Consider the following 16,212-nt stretch of genomic DNA (forward strand, 5'->3'; position numbering starts at 1 on the left):
TTGTGGCCTGAACCGGCCACCCAGTAATAGGGCTTATAGGGCCAGACACGGTCAAAATAACGGATATTCGGTCATTCCGTTAATTTGTGCTGGCTCGGTTGGATCTCGATATTCCGCCCGGGCCGGTTTCCGGTTCACCTGCCACCGGGATGGACGGGATAATCGGCACGTTCGGGGGAACTCGACTGGCTGATGCGGAGGCGACCGTGCCGTCGAACGAGCACGCGCGCGACCCTTACCTGCCTCCGGCCACCCAGCCGGTGCGGGGTGTCGTGTGGGCGATCCACCTGGCCGTGCCGCTGGCGGGGCTGTGGTTGCTGCTGGCCTATCCGGACCGGCTGAACATCCGCTGGGAGCACCCGCCGAGCCACTTCCTGCTGATCGTCGCGGTCGCCGGGGTGAACGTCGCGCTGGGCGCGCTGATCAGCCAGGCCGCCACGCGGCGCCGGGACGCGCGGCTGCTGCTGGTGTCGCTGGTCTTCCTCAGCAGCGCCGGCTTCTTCCTGCTGCACGGTCTCGCGACCCCCACGGTGATCCTCGACCAGGGCAGCTACGGCTTCGACATCGGACAGCCGGTCGGGCTGACGGTGGCGGCCGTGCTGGCGTTCGTCTCCTCACTCCCCCTGGGCGAGCGGGCGGCGGCCGCGGTGCTGGCGCGCGGTGACCTCATGCGCGCCGCCCTGGTGGTCGTGCTGGTCGCGTGGGGGTGGGCCTCGCTGGTCGAAGGGCTCACCCCGCTGAGCGCCCGACCCCCGCAGGGCGGGGCCACCATCGGCGTCGTCTCCTGGATCGGCGCGGCGCTGTACGCGCTGTCCGCGGTGATGATGTTCCGCATCCACCGGCGGCGGCCCTCGGCGATGCTCGTGAGCCTCGTGACGGCGTACGCCCTGCTCGGCGAGGCCATGGTGGCCGGGTTCTACCGGCCCAACTGGCTGATGTCGTGGTGGGAGTGGCATCTGCTGCTGACGCTGGCCTTCGTGTTCGTCGCGTACAGCGCGTACATCCAGTTCCGGCGGGAGGGGTCCAGCCAGGGCCTGTTCGACTCGGTGGCGCTGGCGGCGACCGTGCGCCGCATCCAGGCGCAGTACGACGAGGCGCTGGAGGAGCTGGTCGGGCACCTGCGGCGGATGGGAGAGAGCGGCACAGGCTCCAAGGCCCCCATCGCGACCCGGCTGGCCGGGAAGTTCCGCCTCAACGAGGGCCAGGCGGCCGTGCTCGACCGGGCGGGCCAGGCACTCGCGGCCGAGCGCGAGCTGTCCACGCGGCTGGGCGCGCTGGTCGACGTCGGACGCCAGGCGCGGGTTGGCCTGCGCGAGGAGGCCATGGTCGCCGGCGCGCTGGAGCGCGTCCGCGAGGCTTACGGGGACGTACGGATCGGGCTGGTGTCGAACGGGCGGGTCGCGGTCGGCAGTCGCGAGTTCACCGTGGACGACTTCAAGGAGACCGAGCCCATCACCGGCGGCGGGGCCGTGGTCCACCCCCTGACGGTCAAGGGGGTGCTGGCGGGGGCGCTGGAGGTGCCCGTCGGCACGACCCGCCAGGACGAGGCGCTCGCCGCGACCCTGGCCAGCCAGCTCTCGATCGCGCTGGAGAACGCCCGGCTGTACCGCGAGCTGGAGACGCTGTTCCGGCAGTACATGTCGCCCGACGTGGCCGCGTCTCTGCTCGCCGACCCCGACCAGGCCGCGCTGGGCGGGTCCCTGGTGGAGCTGACCGCGCTGTTCGCGGACCTGAAGGGGTTCACCTCGTTCTCCGAGCGGGTGGCGCCCGGCGAGATCGTGGAGATGCTGAACCGCTACCACGCGGCGGCGGTGCCGTGCGTCCTGCGGCACGGCGGGACGATCGTGCAGTTCGTCGGCGACGCGCTGCTCGCGCTGTTCAACGCCCCGGCGACGCAGGAGATGCACGCGGCCCAGGCGGCCCGCGCGGCGCTGGCCATGCAGGAGGCCGCCGAGGAGATCGCCGCCGGCAACCCGGGCTATCCCCGGTTCCGCATAGGGATCAACACCGGAATGGCGCTGGTGGGCAACATCGGCAGCCCTGAGCTGCGCGGGTTCAACGCGATGGGGGACGCCGTCAACGTGGCGGCCCGTCTGGAGGGGATGGCGGAGCCCGGCACCGTGGTGATCGGGGCGACCACCCGCGAGCAGATCGGCGAGGGTGCCACGGTACGGTCCCTGGGCGCCCTCAGCCTCAAGGGCAAGGAACAGAGCGTCGAGGCCTTCGTCCTCACCGCCCTGGACTGATCCGTCAGCGCATGAACCTGTACTGAAAGCAGCAATGTACGCGATGCGGAAAACGGCCCTGACCGGGCGAGAGCCGTACGGCCATAATCGGAGCGTTGCCGGCATTCTGGAGGAACGATGACGTCCCCCTCACCCTCCGAACCGGGCGAGTTCCTGGCCCTGCTCACGAAGGACGAGATCGCCGACCTGTGCGAGAGCGGCCGTAAGAGGCGGTGGGACCGCGGCACGACCGTCATGGCGGAGGGCGACACCTCCGACTGGGTCCTCGTGCTCACCTCGGGCCGGGTGAAGGTCTCGTCGCACACCGCGAGCGGCACCGAGGTCGTCCTCGCCATCCGCGGCCCTGGAGCGCTCCTGGGCGAGATGTCGTTCATCAGCGGGGAGCCCCGGTCGGGCACGGTGACCGCGCTGGAGCCCGTCGAGGGCGTCCTGGTCCGCGACTTCTCCGGCTTCCTGCGCGACCACGGCCGCGTCGCCGTCCTGCTGCTCCAGCTCGTCGTCGGCAGGCTGCGGGACTCCGACCGCAAGCGCGTGGAGTACGGCGCGTTCGACACCACCGGGCGCGTCGCCACCCGCCTGGTCGAGCTGGCGGAGCGGTTCGGCGAGCCGACCAACGGCGGCGTCCGGGTCGCGCTGCCGCTCTCCCAGGACGAGCTGGCCGGGTGGACCGGCGCCTCCCGTGAGGCGGTCAGCAAGGCCCTGCGCTCGCTGCGCGACCGGGGCCTGATCGAGACCGGCCGCCGACGCGTGATCATCTACGACCTCGACGGCCTCCGGAAGCGCGCACGCTGACCCGTAAGCCCGCCTGGACGGCCAAAACGGACGTACGCCGTACGTCAGACTGGGGGGCATGGTCGCCCTCCCCCACGAGACCACCGTCCTGCTGCCCGGCACACCGGAGTACGCCAAGAAACTCCGCCACGCCTGGCGTGTCTGCTCGGTCACCAGCCTCGGGCTCGTCCTCATCGGCATCAACGCGAGCACACTGAACGTGGCGTTGCCGTCGGTGGTCCGGCACTTCAGGGCCGACGCGTTCGCGTCCTCCTGGATCCTGCTGTCGTACCTGCTGGTCAACACGGCCACGCTGGTGTTCTTCGGGCGGGTCGCCGACCTGCTCGGGCGGCGCGAGGTCTACCTGGTCGGATTCGCGATCTTCACCGTGTGCTCGCTGCTGGCGGGGATGTCGCCCGGGGTCGGCTTCCTGATCGCCATGCGGGCGCTCCAGGCGCTGGGCGCGGCGATGATCCTGGCCAACGGCACCGTCATCATCACCGACGCCTTCCCGCCCGACCGCCTCAGCCAGGGGATGGGCGTGTACATCGGCACGCTGTCGGTGGCCCAGCTCGCCGGGCCGACCCTCGGCGGCCTCATCGCCGAGGCCGCCGGCTGGCAGTGGGTGTTCTGGGTGAACGTCCCCGCCGGAGTGATCGGGCTCGTCTGGGGATGGGCGACGCTGCGCCGGGTGCCGGCCGGGCCGCGCACGCCGGTCGACGTGACGGGCAACCTGCTCGTGTTCGCCGCGCTGTCCGCCGTGCTGATCGCCCTGTCTGAGGCGGGTTCACGCGGCCTGTCCAGCCCGGTGGTCATCACCGGAGGGCTGATCTTCCTGATCCTGGTCCCTGTGCTCGTCGTCGTCGAGCGGCGGGCCTCCCATCCGGTGCTGGACCTGCGCCTCTTCGGCGAGCGCATGCTGACCTTCGCCAACCTGGCGTCCTTCTGCACCGCCCTGTCGCGGTCCGCTCTGGTGCTGCTGGTAGCGCTGTACTTCCAGGCCGCGCGCGGCATCGACGCCTTCACGGCGGCGCTCGGCGTACTGCCCGTGCCCATCGGCATGGCCCTGGCCTCGCCCATCGCGGGCGCCCTCGGCCGCCGGATCTCCCCCTACGCGCTCTCCGTCGGCGGCTGCCTGCTCAACTTCGCCGGCCTGCTGAGCCTGCTGCTGGCCACCGGCACGACGCCGCCGTACTGGGTCATCGGGACGGGACTGTTCCTCGCGGGCTGCGGCAACGGCGCGTTCCTCACGGGCAACACGACGCAGGTGATGAGCGCGCTCCCGCCGGGCAGCCTGGGCGTGGTGAACGGCTTCCGGCTGATGATCATGAACGTCGGGATCGTGCTGAGCGTCGCCACGACCCTCAGCGTGCTGACCAGCGCGGTCTCCCCCGAGCTGCGCGACCTCGTCTACGCGGGAACGCTCTCGCGGCTCTCACCCGTGGCGGTCGAGCAGCTCATGTCGGGCTTCCAGCGGACGTACCTCGTGCTCGCGACGGTCGCGCTCGCGGGCGTCGTCACCGCCGCCTGCGCCCGCCCCCGCCGTGCTCGTCAGCCCGGCGCCGGGGGGTTCTTGCGGGCCAGGGCTTCGACGCCGGCCAGCAGCAGGTCGACGCCGAACGTGAAGTAGCGCTCCCTGTCGGGGGGGTCGCAGAGCGTGGCGGCGTACTCGATCATGCGCGGGTAGCGGTCGGGGGGCAGGGACTCGAGCTTCAGCCTGCGCTGCCGGCGCGCCTCGGCCTCATCGGTGACCGACCTGTTGGCGGGGCAGTAGGGCTGGTTCTTCACCAGGGCGACGGAGCCGTTGAGCAGGTAGGCCGAGATGGCGAAGCCCTCGCTGAGCGTGAACCCCGCCGTGGCGAGAACATCAAGCGCCACCTCGGTCGCTCGCTTGAAGCTCTCGACCTCGTGCTTGTCCTCCACTGCGGTCAGCAGGTCGGGCAGGCACGGGTGCTCGCGCATGACGCGCACAAGGGCCTCGACCATCATGCGCAGCCGCTTCTGCCAGGAGTCGCCCGGGGAGAGGTCGGCGGTGACGCCCGAGAGCACATGCTCGGCGAGCGCCCACATCAGCTCGTCCTTGTTCTTGAAGTGCCAGTAGAGGGCCATCGGGGTGACACCCAGGCGTCCGGCGAGACGCCGGATGGTGACGGCCTCGACGCCTTCCTCGTCGGCGAGCGACAACGCGCTTTCGACGACCGTCTCCCGGGTCAGCTTCTCTGCGGCCACTTGACAACTATACACCGTATAAGCTCTCCTCTACGGTGTACGTGTACGTCGTACAAGTACACCGTAGAGGAGATGACTGTGGAACGCCGATGGTGGGCGCTGGTGGCCGTGTCCCTTGCCACCTTCATGACGTATCTGGACAACAACGTGGTCAACGTGGCCCTCCCGACCATCCAGCGCGATCTGGGGCTGACGATCTCCGGACTTGAGTGGATCGTCAGCGGATACATGCTGGTGTTCGCGGGTCTGCTGATGGCGGGCGGCCGGCTCGCCGACGTGTTCGGCCAGCGGCGCGTCTTCCTGATCGGCCTGGCCGTCTTCTCGCTGGCGTCGGCGGCGGCCGGGCTGTCGGGCGACGGGGCGACGCTCATCCTCAGCCGGGGCATCCAGGGCATCGGAGCCGCCCTGCTGACGCCCACGGCGCTCTCGCTGATCCCCGCCACCTTCCCCGACGCGAAGGAGCGCGGCATGGCCGTGGGCCTGTGGAGCGCGGTCGGCGGCCTGGCGCTCGCCCTCGGCCCGCTGACCGGCGGCTTCATCAGCGAGAACTGGCACTGGGGCTGGATCTACCTGATCAACGTGCCCATCGGCGCCATCACGTTCGCGCTCGGCGCGTGGGCCATCGGCCGGTCCGGCACCCCTGTCAGGCGACGGCTCGACGTGCCCGGCCTGCTGACCTCGTCGCTCGCGCTCTTCGCCCTGACGTACGCGCTCATCGAGGGAGACGGGCGTGGCTGGACCTCCGGTGCCATCCTCGGATCCTTCGCCGTGGCCGCGGCGGCGGGCGCGATGTTCCTGCTGGTCGAGACCCGCGCCAAGGAGCCGATGATCGACCTGTCGCTGTTCCGCGAGCGGGTCTTCAGCGGGGGAATGGTCTCCATGGGCCTGTGGGCCTTCGGCATCTTCGGCATCTACTTCTTCACCGCGCTGTGGCTGCAGAACGTCCTCGGCTTCACCCCCACGCAGGCGGGGGCGGCGTTCGTCCCCATGGCCCTGCTGATGGCCGGGCTCGCCACCGTCGCCCCGAGGATCGCGAACCGCTTCGGCACCGCGGCCACCGTCGCCGTGGGTCTCGGCCTGATGGCGGTGGCCGTCGTCGGCATCTCCTTCATCGGCGAGCACGGCACCTACGCCCAGCTCTTCCCCTGGCTGATGCTGTACGGCTTCGGGGCGGGACTGCTGGTCCCGCTGACCAACGCCATCCTCGGAGCACTTCCGGCGGGCCGCGGGGGCGTCGCGTCGGGAGTGCTCAACGTCTTCCGCGAGGTGTTCGGCCTGCTCGGCGTCACGGTGCTCGGCGCGATCCTGAGCGCCCGTCAGAGCGCCGCCATGGAGTCCGGCGCGAGCCCGCTCACGGCGTTCCTGGACGGCTACCAGCTCGCCCTGATCGTCGCGGGCGTCATCGTGGCCATCGGCATCCCCGTCAGCCTCGTCTCGCTCCGCACCCGCCGCGCGGCACCGCCCGCCCCCATGGAGACCCCCAGAGTCCCCGAGCCCGTCGCATAAATCCCTTCTGAAACAGTCGCGACGAACGTCGTTATTGCATCGTTATGGGATGAGTCTGCACTTATCGCGCTGTTCAGCTGTCTCACATAGGGAACGCGCCGGGGCAAAACCCGGCACGAAGCGCGTATATCAGGAGTAGACCGTGAACCCCCTCAAGCGGACGGCCGGCATTTCCCTGGCCTTCCTCGCCCTCGCCGCCATGACCGCCTGCTCGTCCAGCCCCGACCGGGCGACGGAGGCCTTACCGCCGGCCTCGCCCCAGGCCGGCGGCACGGCGGAGACCTCCCCGCAGGCCGGTAGCGCGGTGAAGGCCTCCCCACAGGCCGGTAGCGCGGTGAAGCCCTCCTCCTCGCAGGCCAGGGCCGCCGGCGCGGGCGAGACGGCCGTCGGCGCCAAGGCGAAGGAACCGCTCCGCATCGTCGACATCACCCCGATGGGCGAGAAGAGCGAGACGATCGGCGTCGGCTCGCCGATCATCGTCACCTTCGACAGGGCGGTTCCCAGCCGGGCGGCGGCCGAGGCCGTGCTCCAGGTCCAGGCCGAGAAGCCCGTCGACGGCGCCTGGCGCTGGGTCTCCGAGCGGAAGGTGATCTACCGCACCAAGACCTACTGGCAACCGCACCAGAAGGTCACCTTCACCGCGCGACTCGGCGACATCCCCGGCAACGAGGGGGCCAACAACGTCAGCCGCCGCTTCGCGATCGGCGCGTCCAACATCGCCCTGGTCGACACCAGGAAGCACGTGATGAAGGTCCGCCGCGACGGCAGGCTCGTCAAGTCGATCCCGATCAGCGCGGGCCGCGGCGGCCTGGTGAAGAACGGCGTGGACGTCTACCTCACCACCAGCGGCGTCCACCTCGCCATGGGCAAGAAGAAGGTCGAGACCATGACCTCGGGGTGGCTCGGGGTCACCGACCCCAAGGACCCGCTGTACTACAAGCTGGAGATCCCCTGGGCGGTGCGCATCTCCGACAGCGGCGAGTACGTCCACCAGAGCGCGGGCGACTACCAGTTCCTCGGCAGGTCCAACCAGAGCCACGGCTGCGTGCGCGCCACCCCCGCCGGCGCCAAGTGGTTCTACGGCATCGCCCAGCGCGGCGACGTCGTCCAGGTCACCGGCACCAAGCGGAAGCTCGACTGGCGCAATGGCTGGAGCTACTGGCAGCTCACCTGGACCCAGTGGAAGAAGGGCAGCGCCCTCCCCACCACACCCCCCACCCAGGACCCCGTCGACGGCTGACCCTCCTCGACCGCAGGCCCGTCCCCATCGACGACCCGGGAACGGGCCTCCCGGCCCGGAGCGCTAGCAGAACGCGGGCTTGCCGGCGTTCTCGGGAACCTCCGGCATGGAATCGACCACCTTGGTCGCCATCACCGCCGTGCCGCCGAGCATGGTCTCCTCGGTACCTCTCTCGATCCAGGTCCGCCAGCCGAGGAACCGGTACGTCTCCCGCTCGAAGATGAACTCCGCGCGTTCCCAGCCGTCGGGGCCCTCGTACCTGATCGAGGCCCCCACGCCATGGCGGCCCGCCGTATCGGCGAGATCGGGCACCACGGTCGCGGCGGGCATCCCCGACAGGGCGCCGAAGACCGCGGCGCGAATCCGGGAAGAAGCGAAGGGGTTCTCGACCAGGAGAACGAGCTTCATCACGACGGTTCTCTCGATCCGGCGGTCGATCTGGCCGCCGCTCGGCGGAGCCTCCCCCGGCGCGGGCTTCTCGGCGCGGACGACCGCTTCCGCTTCCTCGCGGACCTTCGCGAGAAGCCCGTCTGAATCGGTCGGGACGTCGCTGAGATCGGGCGACGGCGCTCGCGCGACGTCCACCTGGCACTGGCCGGGGCGCTGGTACTCCACCGCTCCGGAAGGCCGCACGTCCATCTCGCCAGGGCCGCCGCTGCCATGCTTCTCCCCATACGTGGAGCGCGTCAGGGCCTTGCCGGGGTCTGCGGCCGGGATCCACACCTCGCGCCGAACGTCCTGCGTGTACGCGTGCCTCCCGCCACGCCGGCTGTAGCCGAACTGCCAGGTGACGTCCTTCCTGTCGACGTAGACGAACTGATCTGGTCGCGGAAGCGGATCCTCTGTGGCCGCCACCACGGCCGCGTGCCGAAGCAGTTCCGCGGCGTCGGCCGGACGGGTCCCGAACGGAGACGCGCCGTCGCCTCCGCGCACCGCCATCACCCCCACGGTCACCGCCGCCGCGAGCCCCACGGCTACCCCGGCCCGCAGCGCGATGCGTCCACGACCGGCGCCAGGCGAGCGCCGATCCGGCTTACGGCGGCCGCCACCGGCTCGTTCAGCCTCGACCTCGGCGGCCAGCCTGTCCCACGCTCGCGCGGCGGCCTGGGGAGCCGGCCCCGGCAGGCCGTCGTGGTGTGCCTTGATCGTCTGGAGATCGTTCATCACAGTGCCTCCTCGTAGGGACCGATGACCTTGCGGAGCTTCTTGCGGGCGCGGTTGAGCCGCGAGCCGACCGTCCCCCGAGGGATGCCGAGGGCGTCGGCCACCTCCTCATAGCTGAGCTGAGCGCACGCGACCAGCATCAGAACGTCCCTGTCTCCGGCCGAGAGCCGGGCCAGGCCGGCGGCCAGCCGCGGCTGCATGACGGCCGCGGACACGCGTTGGACCACGCGGTCGTCGTGACTGGCGACATCTGCGGGCTCGGCGCTCCTGGCCAGCGCCCGGTACCTCCTGGCCTCACCACGCCGATGGTCGGCCACCAGGTTGGAGGCGATGCCGTACAGCCAGGCCCGGGCGCTGGGGCGGCCGATGTCATAGCGTTCCCGGCCGCGGAAGGCGCGCAGGAAGGTCTCCGCGGCGATGTCGTCGGCGGCCGACTCTCCTAAGCGCATGTGCACATAGCGGTGGATGGTCTCGAAATAGCGGTCAAAGAGCACGCCGAACCGTTCGGGGTGGCACCACGATTCCTCTATCAGGCGGGCGTCGGTGACCTCGATCGGAGGCGCTGAGTCTTGAGCAGGGGCTGACATGCATGCGAACCCTTCGGCGGACAACCTCGGACACCACTACTTCGGCGCACCCCCGATCCGGCTTCACGCACAGCCGGCCCCCAATGGTCCGAAGCGGCCCTGGCGAACGTCCTAAGAGCTCGAAGCGGGCATGGCCGGCGGTCGCGCAAGGCAGCCGAACCACGCCGTCTTGCCTGGTCCTGGTCCGGGATCGACACCCCAACGATCGGTGAGAGCTGCGACGATCTGGAGTCCCCGGCCGTGCTCGTCATCCTCCAGGCATCCTCGCCCATCGCCATACGGCCAGATGTCGCCATGATCGGTGACCGCGCCCGTGAGGACGTTCCCGGTGAAGCGGAGTGTCAGGGTGATCGGCGGCCGGGCATGGAGGACGGCGTTGGTGAGAAGTTCGGTGACGACCAGAGTCACGTCGTCGACGAGATCGTACGCACCCCACTGGATGAGGACTTCCTGGACGACTCGGCGGGCTTTGCCGATGCTCTCGGCCTCACGAAGCGCCCTGACGTTCACCATGTCCGAGCGTTGTGCGTCCTGTACGGCGTCACAGATGCGACATTGGTCGAAGCCATGGTGACGCTGGCCCGCGACGCGCGTAAACGGGGCTGGTGGAGCGCGTACAAAGATGTTCTGACCGGCTCATACGTAGGACTCGAAGCCGAGGCCTCCTCAATCCGCACCTTCCAGCTCGGCCTCATTCCCGGCCTGCTCCAAACGGCCGAGTACACGGCGGAAATCACTCGATCGGCAATGATCAGGGAGCCCCGGGAGATCGAGAGGCGTGTGGAAGCCCGCTTGGAACGTCAGCAGATTCTCATCCGAAGCGATCCACCTCAGCTGTGGGCGATCATCGACGAAGCGGCGCTCCTTCGTCTACCCCCCGGGGTACGAGAGCCCCAGCTCCGCAAATTGATCGGCACCAGCCCCTTGGAGCACGTCAAGCTCCAAGTGCTGCCGATGTCGGCCGGGCCGCATGCGGGCTTGAAAGGACACTTCGTGATCCTTGATTTCCCCGATCCAACCGATCGGAGCGTGGTGTATCTGGAGACGGCGACAGACGGCCTCTATTTGGAGGAGACCGAGCAAGTCAACCGCTATACGCTCGTATTTCAGCACCTATGCGCATCCGCGCTCAGCGTCGACGCGTCGATCACATACCTGTCCACCTTGCTCGACTAACTGTGAGGCGACAATGGATTTGTCCCGTGCCGAGTGGCGCAAGAGCACGCACAGTAGCGGCGATGGCAATGACTGCGTCGAAGTCGCGACCAACCTGTCCGACGTCATCGCTGTCCGGGACTCCAAGAATCCTGACGGGCCGAAGCTGGTCTTCACGCAACCGGAGTGGCGTGCCTTCATCGCCGGTGTCAAAGGTCGCGACTTCGACCTGTAGGCAGGGTGAAGGTCCGCAGGGGTCGAAGGGGGCGGAGCCCCATGGGAAAACACAGCCCGAGCCGGAGCGCGCCCAGCGCGCGGAGTCGAGGCCCATACCCAGAGCCGGCCAGGATCCACGGCCCTGGGAGGCCGTGGATCCGGTCGGGAGGCGTTCGGGTCAGGAGCCGATTTTCTTGCCTTGTTCGTGCCAGGCGACGGCTACCGAGGGGCGGGGTTGGCTCGTGCCGCCGTCGGGCCAGTGGCTGGAGGGGTTGTCCGGCGTGGCGCCGGTGATCTCGCCGGGGTGCTGGACGGCGACGAAGACGCTGAGCTGGTCCTCGCTGACGAGGGGCCCGCAGGTCTCCGCGCCGTAGGGCACCGTCAGGAACTGCCGCACGTGGCCGCGCTCGGGCCCTGCCAGCGGCATCGCGAACAGGCCGTCGTTCTTGCCCAGCGCGTTACCGTCCGTGGCGATCCACAGGTTGCCCTCGGCGTCGAAGGTGACGTTGTCCGGGCAGGAGATCGGCGACACCTTGGTCTTGTCGTACCCGCCGAAGTAGGTCGAGGGGTCGGCGGGGTCCCCGCAGACGAGGGGGAGCGCCCACTTGAACGACGTCGCACCCGCGTCGTTCCTCTCCTCGACGATCTCCAGGATGTGGCCGTGCTTGTTGGACACCCGGGGGTTGGCCTCGTCCACCTGGGCGGCGACCCGGTTGGTGTTGTTGGTCAGCGCGGCGTAGATGGCGCCGTTGACCGGGTTTCGCTCGATGTCCTCCGGGCGGTCCATCTTGGTCGCGCCGGCCTTGTCCGCCGCCACGCGGGTGTAGACCAGGACCTCCTCGGCGGTCATGCCCTGGACGAAGGACCTGTTGCCGCTGACCAGGGGGATCCACGTGCCGGAGCCGTCGAAGGCGCCGTCGGCCGGGAGCCTGCCCGTGCCGTCGATCTCGGTGGCCGGGCTGTCACCGGTGAACTTGGCCACGTACAGCGTGCCCTCGTCCAGCAGCTCCCGGTTGTGCCGGTCGAAGCCCTTGATGTAGCGGTCCTTCGAGACGAACTTGTAGATGTACTCGAACCGGCCGTCGTCGCCCATGTAGACCGCGACGCGGCCGTCCCGGGTGAGTGTGGTGGTGGCGGCCTCGTGCGCGAACCGGCCGAGGGCGGTGCGCTTGATCGGCGTGCCCTCGGGGTCGAAGGGGTCGATCTCCACGACCCAGCCGAATCGGTTGATCTCCTGCGGGTGCTTGGCGAGGTCGAAGCGCTCCTCGACCCGGTCGAAACGCCGGTTCCCGCTGGGGATGGCCGTGGTGGTGCTCACGCCGTACCGGGTGAGGTAGGTCTTCTGGGCCTCGGGCACCCCGTTGCCGCCGACGAAGTACTGGTTCCAGTTCTCCTCGCCGGTCAGCACCGTGTTCCACGGCGTGGTGCCGCCCGAGCAGTTGTTGAGCGTGCCGTACACGGTGGTGCCGCGCGGGTCGGCCGCGGTCCTGAGGAGGCCGGAGCCCGCCGCAGGGCCGGAGAAGCGCATGCGGGTCTGCGCGGTGATCCGCCGGTTGTACCGGCGGCGCCCGCGCGTCACGAGCTTCCACTGCCCGGTACGCCCGGCGCGCTCGATCTCCACGACGGATCCGCCGTGCGCCGCGAGGCCGATCTTGATCTGCTCCAGCGGGGCGCTGTCACCGCTGGTCCAGCCGCGGAACATGAGGTTCTCGTCGGTGTACTCGTGATTCACCCAGAGCAGGCCCCGGTCGGAGCCCAGCGGGAAGAAGGTCACGTAGTCGCAGTTGTAGCCGAACTGCTTGGCCTGCGCCTCCGCCGTCTGGTTGTCGAAGTCGAACGCGGGGGCGTCGGGAAGCACAGGGTCGCCCCAGCGCACCACGACGGCCGACGCGTAGCCGTCCGCGACGGTCAGCGCGTCCTCGGAGTTCGGCGCGACGGAGGCGAACCGCAGGCCTCCCTTGGAGCCGCCCCGCCCGAACGCCTCCGTGCCCGGGTCGGCGGCGGCGGGTACGGCCGCCGCCGTGCCCGCGACGCCCACGGTCGCCACCAGCGTGCCGAGGGCTCCCGCCCTGATCGCGCCACGGCGCGAGAGCGTGCTCGTCAGCAGGTCGTTGAAGTACGGGTTGTCACTGGTGTTCGATACCTCGTGCGCGCAGGCGTTGCCACAGCGAAACTGGCAGGTCATGGCGTCGCGGCCACCGCCGCGAGGAGTGGAGAGCAACGTGAGCGTCCTGCGCGGCGACGTGTTCGCCACAGATCCTCCAAGGTGGTACGAGGGGTGCCGTAGCCGGACCGTATTTGCGCGAGCACAACAACAGGTGAACCGCGCCTGCCGTCCAGATGAACGGTGCCGCCGAAGGGCACCGGGCAGGATAGACGTGTGTCCACTCGCAAGCTTGATGTCGAAAAGGTACGTGCCGCGCTGGATTCCCAGCTCGCCGAGCTGGGCGAGCATCCCTACGACGGCCCGGCGCCGCAGGCGCCCGACGCCGCCGTGCAGGTGGTGCTCCGCCTCTACGAGGAAGGGGTCCGCCCCGAGCGCGATCTCGCGCGCTTCGCCGTGCGTCACCTGCTCGACCGCCTGGCCGAGAGCGCCCCTGGCCGGACGGTCGAGGTGCGCGTGCCGCCGTACGCCGCGGTGCAGTGCGTGGCGGGACCCCGGCACACCCGTGGCACGCCGCCCAACGTCGTCGAGACCGATCCGCGCACCTGGCTGGAGCTCGCCACCGGCCGTGTCACCTGGGACGACGCCATGCAGGCGGGGAAGATCAGCGCCAGCGGCGCCCGTGCGGACCTCTCCGAGCACCTGCCCCTGCACAGCTCCTGAGCGGGTCATGGTGAAGGCGTCTGGACGTTCACTCCCAGCTTCCGCTCCACGCACTGCTGCGCCTCGCCCTGCGTGGGCAGGCCGAAGCACTCCTGGAAGTTGTTCAGGAACCAGGCGAACCCGATGAGCGCCAGGATCAGCGTGAGCGCGCTGAGCACGATGCCCACGATCGCGCGGCCCTTGTTGGAGTTCTTGAACACGGCCATGAAGCCGACGATCAGACCGGCGATCGCGGTCAGCACCCCGATGCCGCAGATGAGCAGCAGGAAAAGGCTGACGATGCCGAGGACCAGGGCCGCCGTGCCGAGCCCGCCCCCTCGGCTTCCCCCGGCCGGCCAGCCGCCCGGCGGTGGCTGCCCGTAGGGAGGCGGACCTCCGTAGGGCGGACCTCCGTAGGGCGGCGTGCCGTACGGCGGCTGCCCTCCCGGGGGCTCCCCGTACGGAGGCTGACCGCCCGGTGGAAATCCGCCCGGGGGCTCGCCGCCGTGGGGAGGCTGATCGCCCGGCGGGTACCCTCCAGGAGGCTCACCGTACGGGGGCTGGCTGGACGCATGACGGCCGCGCGGGTCGTCACCCCACGGGTGGGGGTAGTTCGGATCGCCAGGTGTCGTCACGGTCTGCTCTTTCGACCTGTATGGGCATGCCTGAAGCCCAACTCTCCCCCGGCATCCCCCGGCGCACCGAGCCGACACGGCAAAAATCCAGGGATCTTTGCCCCATGACCGTCAGGGACGGCATGGCCGGGGGTCGACACGTCTTGCCCGATCGGACCCGGATTACCAGGCACCGAGACGCCCAACTTAGACTGAAGCACGTGCTAAAGGGCGACGGCAGGCTAGGCCATGACCTTGACCCCCGTGACCGACCGCCGCAGGACGCCTGTGGCGTCTTCGGCGTTTGGGCACCAGGGGAGGACGTCTCCAAACTCACCTACTACGGGTTGTACGCGCTGCAGCATCGCGGGCAGGAGTCCGCGGGCATCGCGGTGAGCGAGGGCAGCAGGATCCTCGTCTACAAGGACATGGGCCTGGTGGCCCAGGTCTTCGACGAGTCGGTCCTGGGAACGCTCCGCGGCCACCTGGCCATCGGGCACTGCCGCTACTCCACGACGGGCTCCAGCGTCTGGGAGAACGCCCAGCCGACCCTCAGTTCCACCGACGGGGGCGGGCTCGCTCTGGCCCACAACGGCAACCTGATCAACACCCCTGAGCTCGCCGAGCGGCTTCCCGCCGGGTCGATCAGGGCGACGACCGACACCGAGGTGCTGACCTCCCTGCTCGCGCAGGATCGCAGCAAGTCCATCGAGGACGCCGCCGCCGACCTGCTCCCGCAGGTCAAGGGCGCCTACTCCCTGGTCTTCATGGACGAGAAGACCCTGTACGCCGCCCGTGACCCGCAGGGCATCCGCCCGATGGTCCTCGGCCGCCTGGAGCGCGGCTGGGTGGTGGCCTCCGAGACGGCCGCGCTCGACATCGTCGGCGCCGCGCTCGTCCGCGAGATCGAGCCTGGCGAGCTGCTCACGATCGACGAGCGCGGCGTGCGCTCGCGGCGTTTCGCCCTGGCCGAGCCCAAGGGCTGCCTGTTCGAGTACGTCTACCTCGCCCGTCCCGACACCACCATCGCGGGACGCGGCGTCCAGGCCACGCGGGTCGAGGTGGGCCGCAGGCTGGCCCGCGAGCACCCGGTCGAGGCCGACCTGGTGATCCCGACCCCCGAGTCCGGCACGCCCGCGGCCATCGGATACGCCGAGGAGAGCGGCATCCCGTACGGCCAGGGCCTGGTGAAGAACTCCTACGTCGGCCGCACCTTCATCCAGCCGTCGCAGACGATCCGCCAGCTCGGCATCAGGCTCAAGCTGAACCCCCTTCGGGAGGTCATCGCGGGCAAGCGCCTGGTCGTGGTGGACGATTCGATCGTGCGTGGCAACACGCAGCGGGCGATCGTCAAGATGCTCCGCGAGGCCGGCGCGGTCGAGGTCCACGTGCGCATCTCCTCGCCGCCGGTGTCCTGGCCGTGCTTCTACGGCATCGACTTCGCCACCAAGGCCGAGCTGATCGCCGGGCACCGCACCGTGCAGGAGATCTGCGACTCCATCGGCGCCGACTCGCTGGGCTACATCTCTCTTGAGGGCCTGACCGAGTCGACCACGCTCCCCGCCGAGCGGCTCTGCCGGGCTTGCTTCGACGGCCACTACCCCATCCCGATCGACAACGACAACGTCGGCAAGTTCGTCCTGGAGGCCAAGGCGTGACGCGGCGGAGCGCCCTGGCA

15 protein-coding genes are annotated in these 16,212 nt (G+C 69.7%); 9 read left to right on the forward strand and 6 right to left on the reverse strand.

The genetic code is table 11. From position 1 onward, the window contains the following. Positions 1-206 precede the first annotated feature (206 nt). From ACOZ38_RS43230 to ACOZ38_RS43240, 3 genes are all read left to right on the forward strand, one after another. Positions 207-2,246, forward strand: a complete 2,040-nt coding sequence (locus ACOZ38_RS43230) for an adenylate/guanylate cyclase domain-containing protein (protein ID WP_424536620.1) — start codon at positions 207-209, stop codon at positions 2,244-2,246. A 117-nt stretch (positions 2,247-2,363) separates the two neighbouring features. Next, positions 2,364-3,038, forward strand: a complete 675-nt coding sequence (locus tag ACOZ38_RS43235) for a Crp/Fnr family transcriptional regulator (RefSeq protein WP_405142374.1) — start codon at positions 2,364-2,366, stop codon at positions 3,036-3,038. Positions 3,039-3,096: 58 nt separating this feature from the next. After that, entirely contained in the window at positions 3,097-4,647 is a 1,551-nt protein-coding gene (locus ACOZ38_RS43240; RefSeq protein WP_424536621.1) for an MFS transporter, read from the forward strand. Here ACOZ38_RS43240 and ACOZ38_RS43245 read toward each other — a convergent pair. Next, positions 4,569-5,246: a TetR family transcriptional regulator gene (locus tag ACOZ38_RS43245; protein WP_424536622.1), complete on the reverse strand. Its 678-nt coding sequence runs from the start codon at positions 5,244-5,246 to the stop codon at positions 4,569-4,571. The two genes, ACOZ38_RS43240 and ACOZ38_RS43245, sit on opposite strands and share 79 nt — an antisense overlap. A gap of 72 nt (positions 5,247-5,318) precedes the next feature. On the opposite strand from ACOZ38_RS43245, the gene ACOZ38_RS43250 reads away from it, so the two are divergent. Beyond that, positions 5,319-6,752, forward strand: coding sequence for an MFS transporter (locus ACOZ38_RS43250; protein ID WP_424536623.1), 1,434 nt, complete (start codon positions 5,319-5,321; stop codon positions 6,750-6,752). Positions 6,753-6,894: 142 nt separating this feature from the next. Beyond that, complete coding sequence (locus ACOZ38_RS43255; RefSeq protein WP_424536624.1) at positions 6,895-7,992, forward strand: Ig-like domain-containing protein; 1,098 nt, start codon at positions 6,895-6,897, stop codon at positions 7,990-7,992. Positions 7,993-8,055: 63 nt separating this feature from the next. Here the strand turns inward: ACOZ38_RS43255 and ACOZ38_RS43260 are convergent, their stop codons facing one another. The 3 genes from ACOZ38_RS43260 to ACOZ38_RS43270 all read right to left on the reverse strand — a co-directional run bounded on the left by ACOZ38_RS43260 (position 8,056) and on the right by ACOZ38_RS43270 (position 10,220). Further along, positions 8,056-9,156, reverse strand: coding sequence for a CU044_5270 family protein (locus tag ACOZ38_RS43260; RefSeq protein WP_424536625.1), 1,101 nt, complete (start codon positions 9,154-9,156; stop codon positions 8,056-8,058). Next, complete coding sequence (locus ACOZ38_RS43265) at positions 9,156-9,743, reverse strand: RNA polymerase sigma factor (protein ID WP_424536626.1); 588 nt, start codon at positions 9,741-9,743, stop codon at positions 9,156-9,158. The genes ACOZ38_RS43260 and ACOZ38_RS43265 overlap by 1 nt, the downstream gene beginning before the upstream one ends. 111 nt (positions 9,744-9,854) lie before the next feature. Beyond that, complete coding sequence (locus tag ACOZ38_RS43270) at positions 9,855-10,220, reverse strand: ATP-binding protein (RefSeq protein WP_424537198.1); 366 nt, start codon at positions 10,218-10,220, stop codon at positions 9,855-9,857. On the opposite strand from ACOZ38_RS43270, the gene ACOZ38_RS43275 reads away from it, so the two are divergent. After that, positions 10,107-10,919, forward strand: a complete 813-nt coding sequence (locus ACOZ38_RS43275) for a DUF5753 domain-containing protein (protein WP_424536627.1) — start codon at positions 10,107-10,109, stop codon at positions 10,917-10,919. The two genes, ACOZ38_RS43270 and ACOZ38_RS43275, sit on opposite strands and share 114 nt — an antisense overlap. A 13-nt stretch (positions 10,920-10,932) precedes the next feature. Continuing rightward, positions 10,933-11,133: a DUF397 domain-containing protein gene (locus ACOZ38_RS43280; protein ID WP_424536628.1), complete on the forward strand. Its 201-nt coding sequence runs from the start codon at positions 10,933-10,935 to the stop codon at positions 11,131-11,133. Between the two features lie 159 nt (positions 11,134-11,292). Here ACOZ38_RS43280 and ACOZ38_RS43285 read toward each other — a convergent pair whose 3' ends face one another. Beyond that, positions 11,293-13,368 (reverse strand): PhoX family protein, encoded by a 2,076-nt coding sequence (locus tag ACOZ38_RS43285; RefSeq protein WP_424536629.1) that lies wholly within the window; start codon positions 13,366-13,368, stop codon positions 11,293-11,295. A gap of 126 nt (positions 13,369-13,494) precedes the next feature. On the opposite strand from ACOZ38_RS43285, the gene ACOZ38_RS43290 reads away from it, so the two are divergent. Beyond that, positions 13,495-13,941, forward strand: coding sequence for a sterol carrier family protein (locus ACOZ38_RS43290; RefSeq protein WP_424536630.1), 447 nt, complete (start codon positions 13,495-13,497; stop codon positions 13,939-13,941). 5 nt (positions 13,942-13,946) lie between these two features. Here ACOZ38_RS43290 and ACOZ38_RS43295 read toward each other — a convergent pair whose 3' ends face one another. Continuing rightward, positions 13,947-14,555, reverse strand: coding sequence for a hypothetical protein (locus ACOZ38_RS43295; protein WP_424536631.1), 609 nt, complete (start codon positions 14,553-14,555; stop codon positions 13,947-13,949). A gap of 200 nt (positions 14,556-14,755) precedes the next feature. Here ACOZ38_RS43295 and purF point away from each other — a divergent pair, with 200 nt between their 5' ends. Then, positions 14,756-16,192 (forward strand): amidophosphoribosyltransferase, encoded by a 1,437-nt coding sequence (gene purF / locus ACOZ38_RS43300; protein WP_405142394.1) that lies wholly within the window; start codon positions 14,756-14,758, stop codon positions 16,190-16,192. Positions 16,193-16,212 lie beyond the last annotated feature (20 nt).

Source organism: Sphaerisporangium viridialbum, assembly GCF_049674955.1.
Classification (GTDB): Bacteria; Actinomycetota; Actinomycetes; order Streptosporangiales; family Streptosporangiaceae; genus Sphaerisporangium; species Sphaerisporangium viridialbum.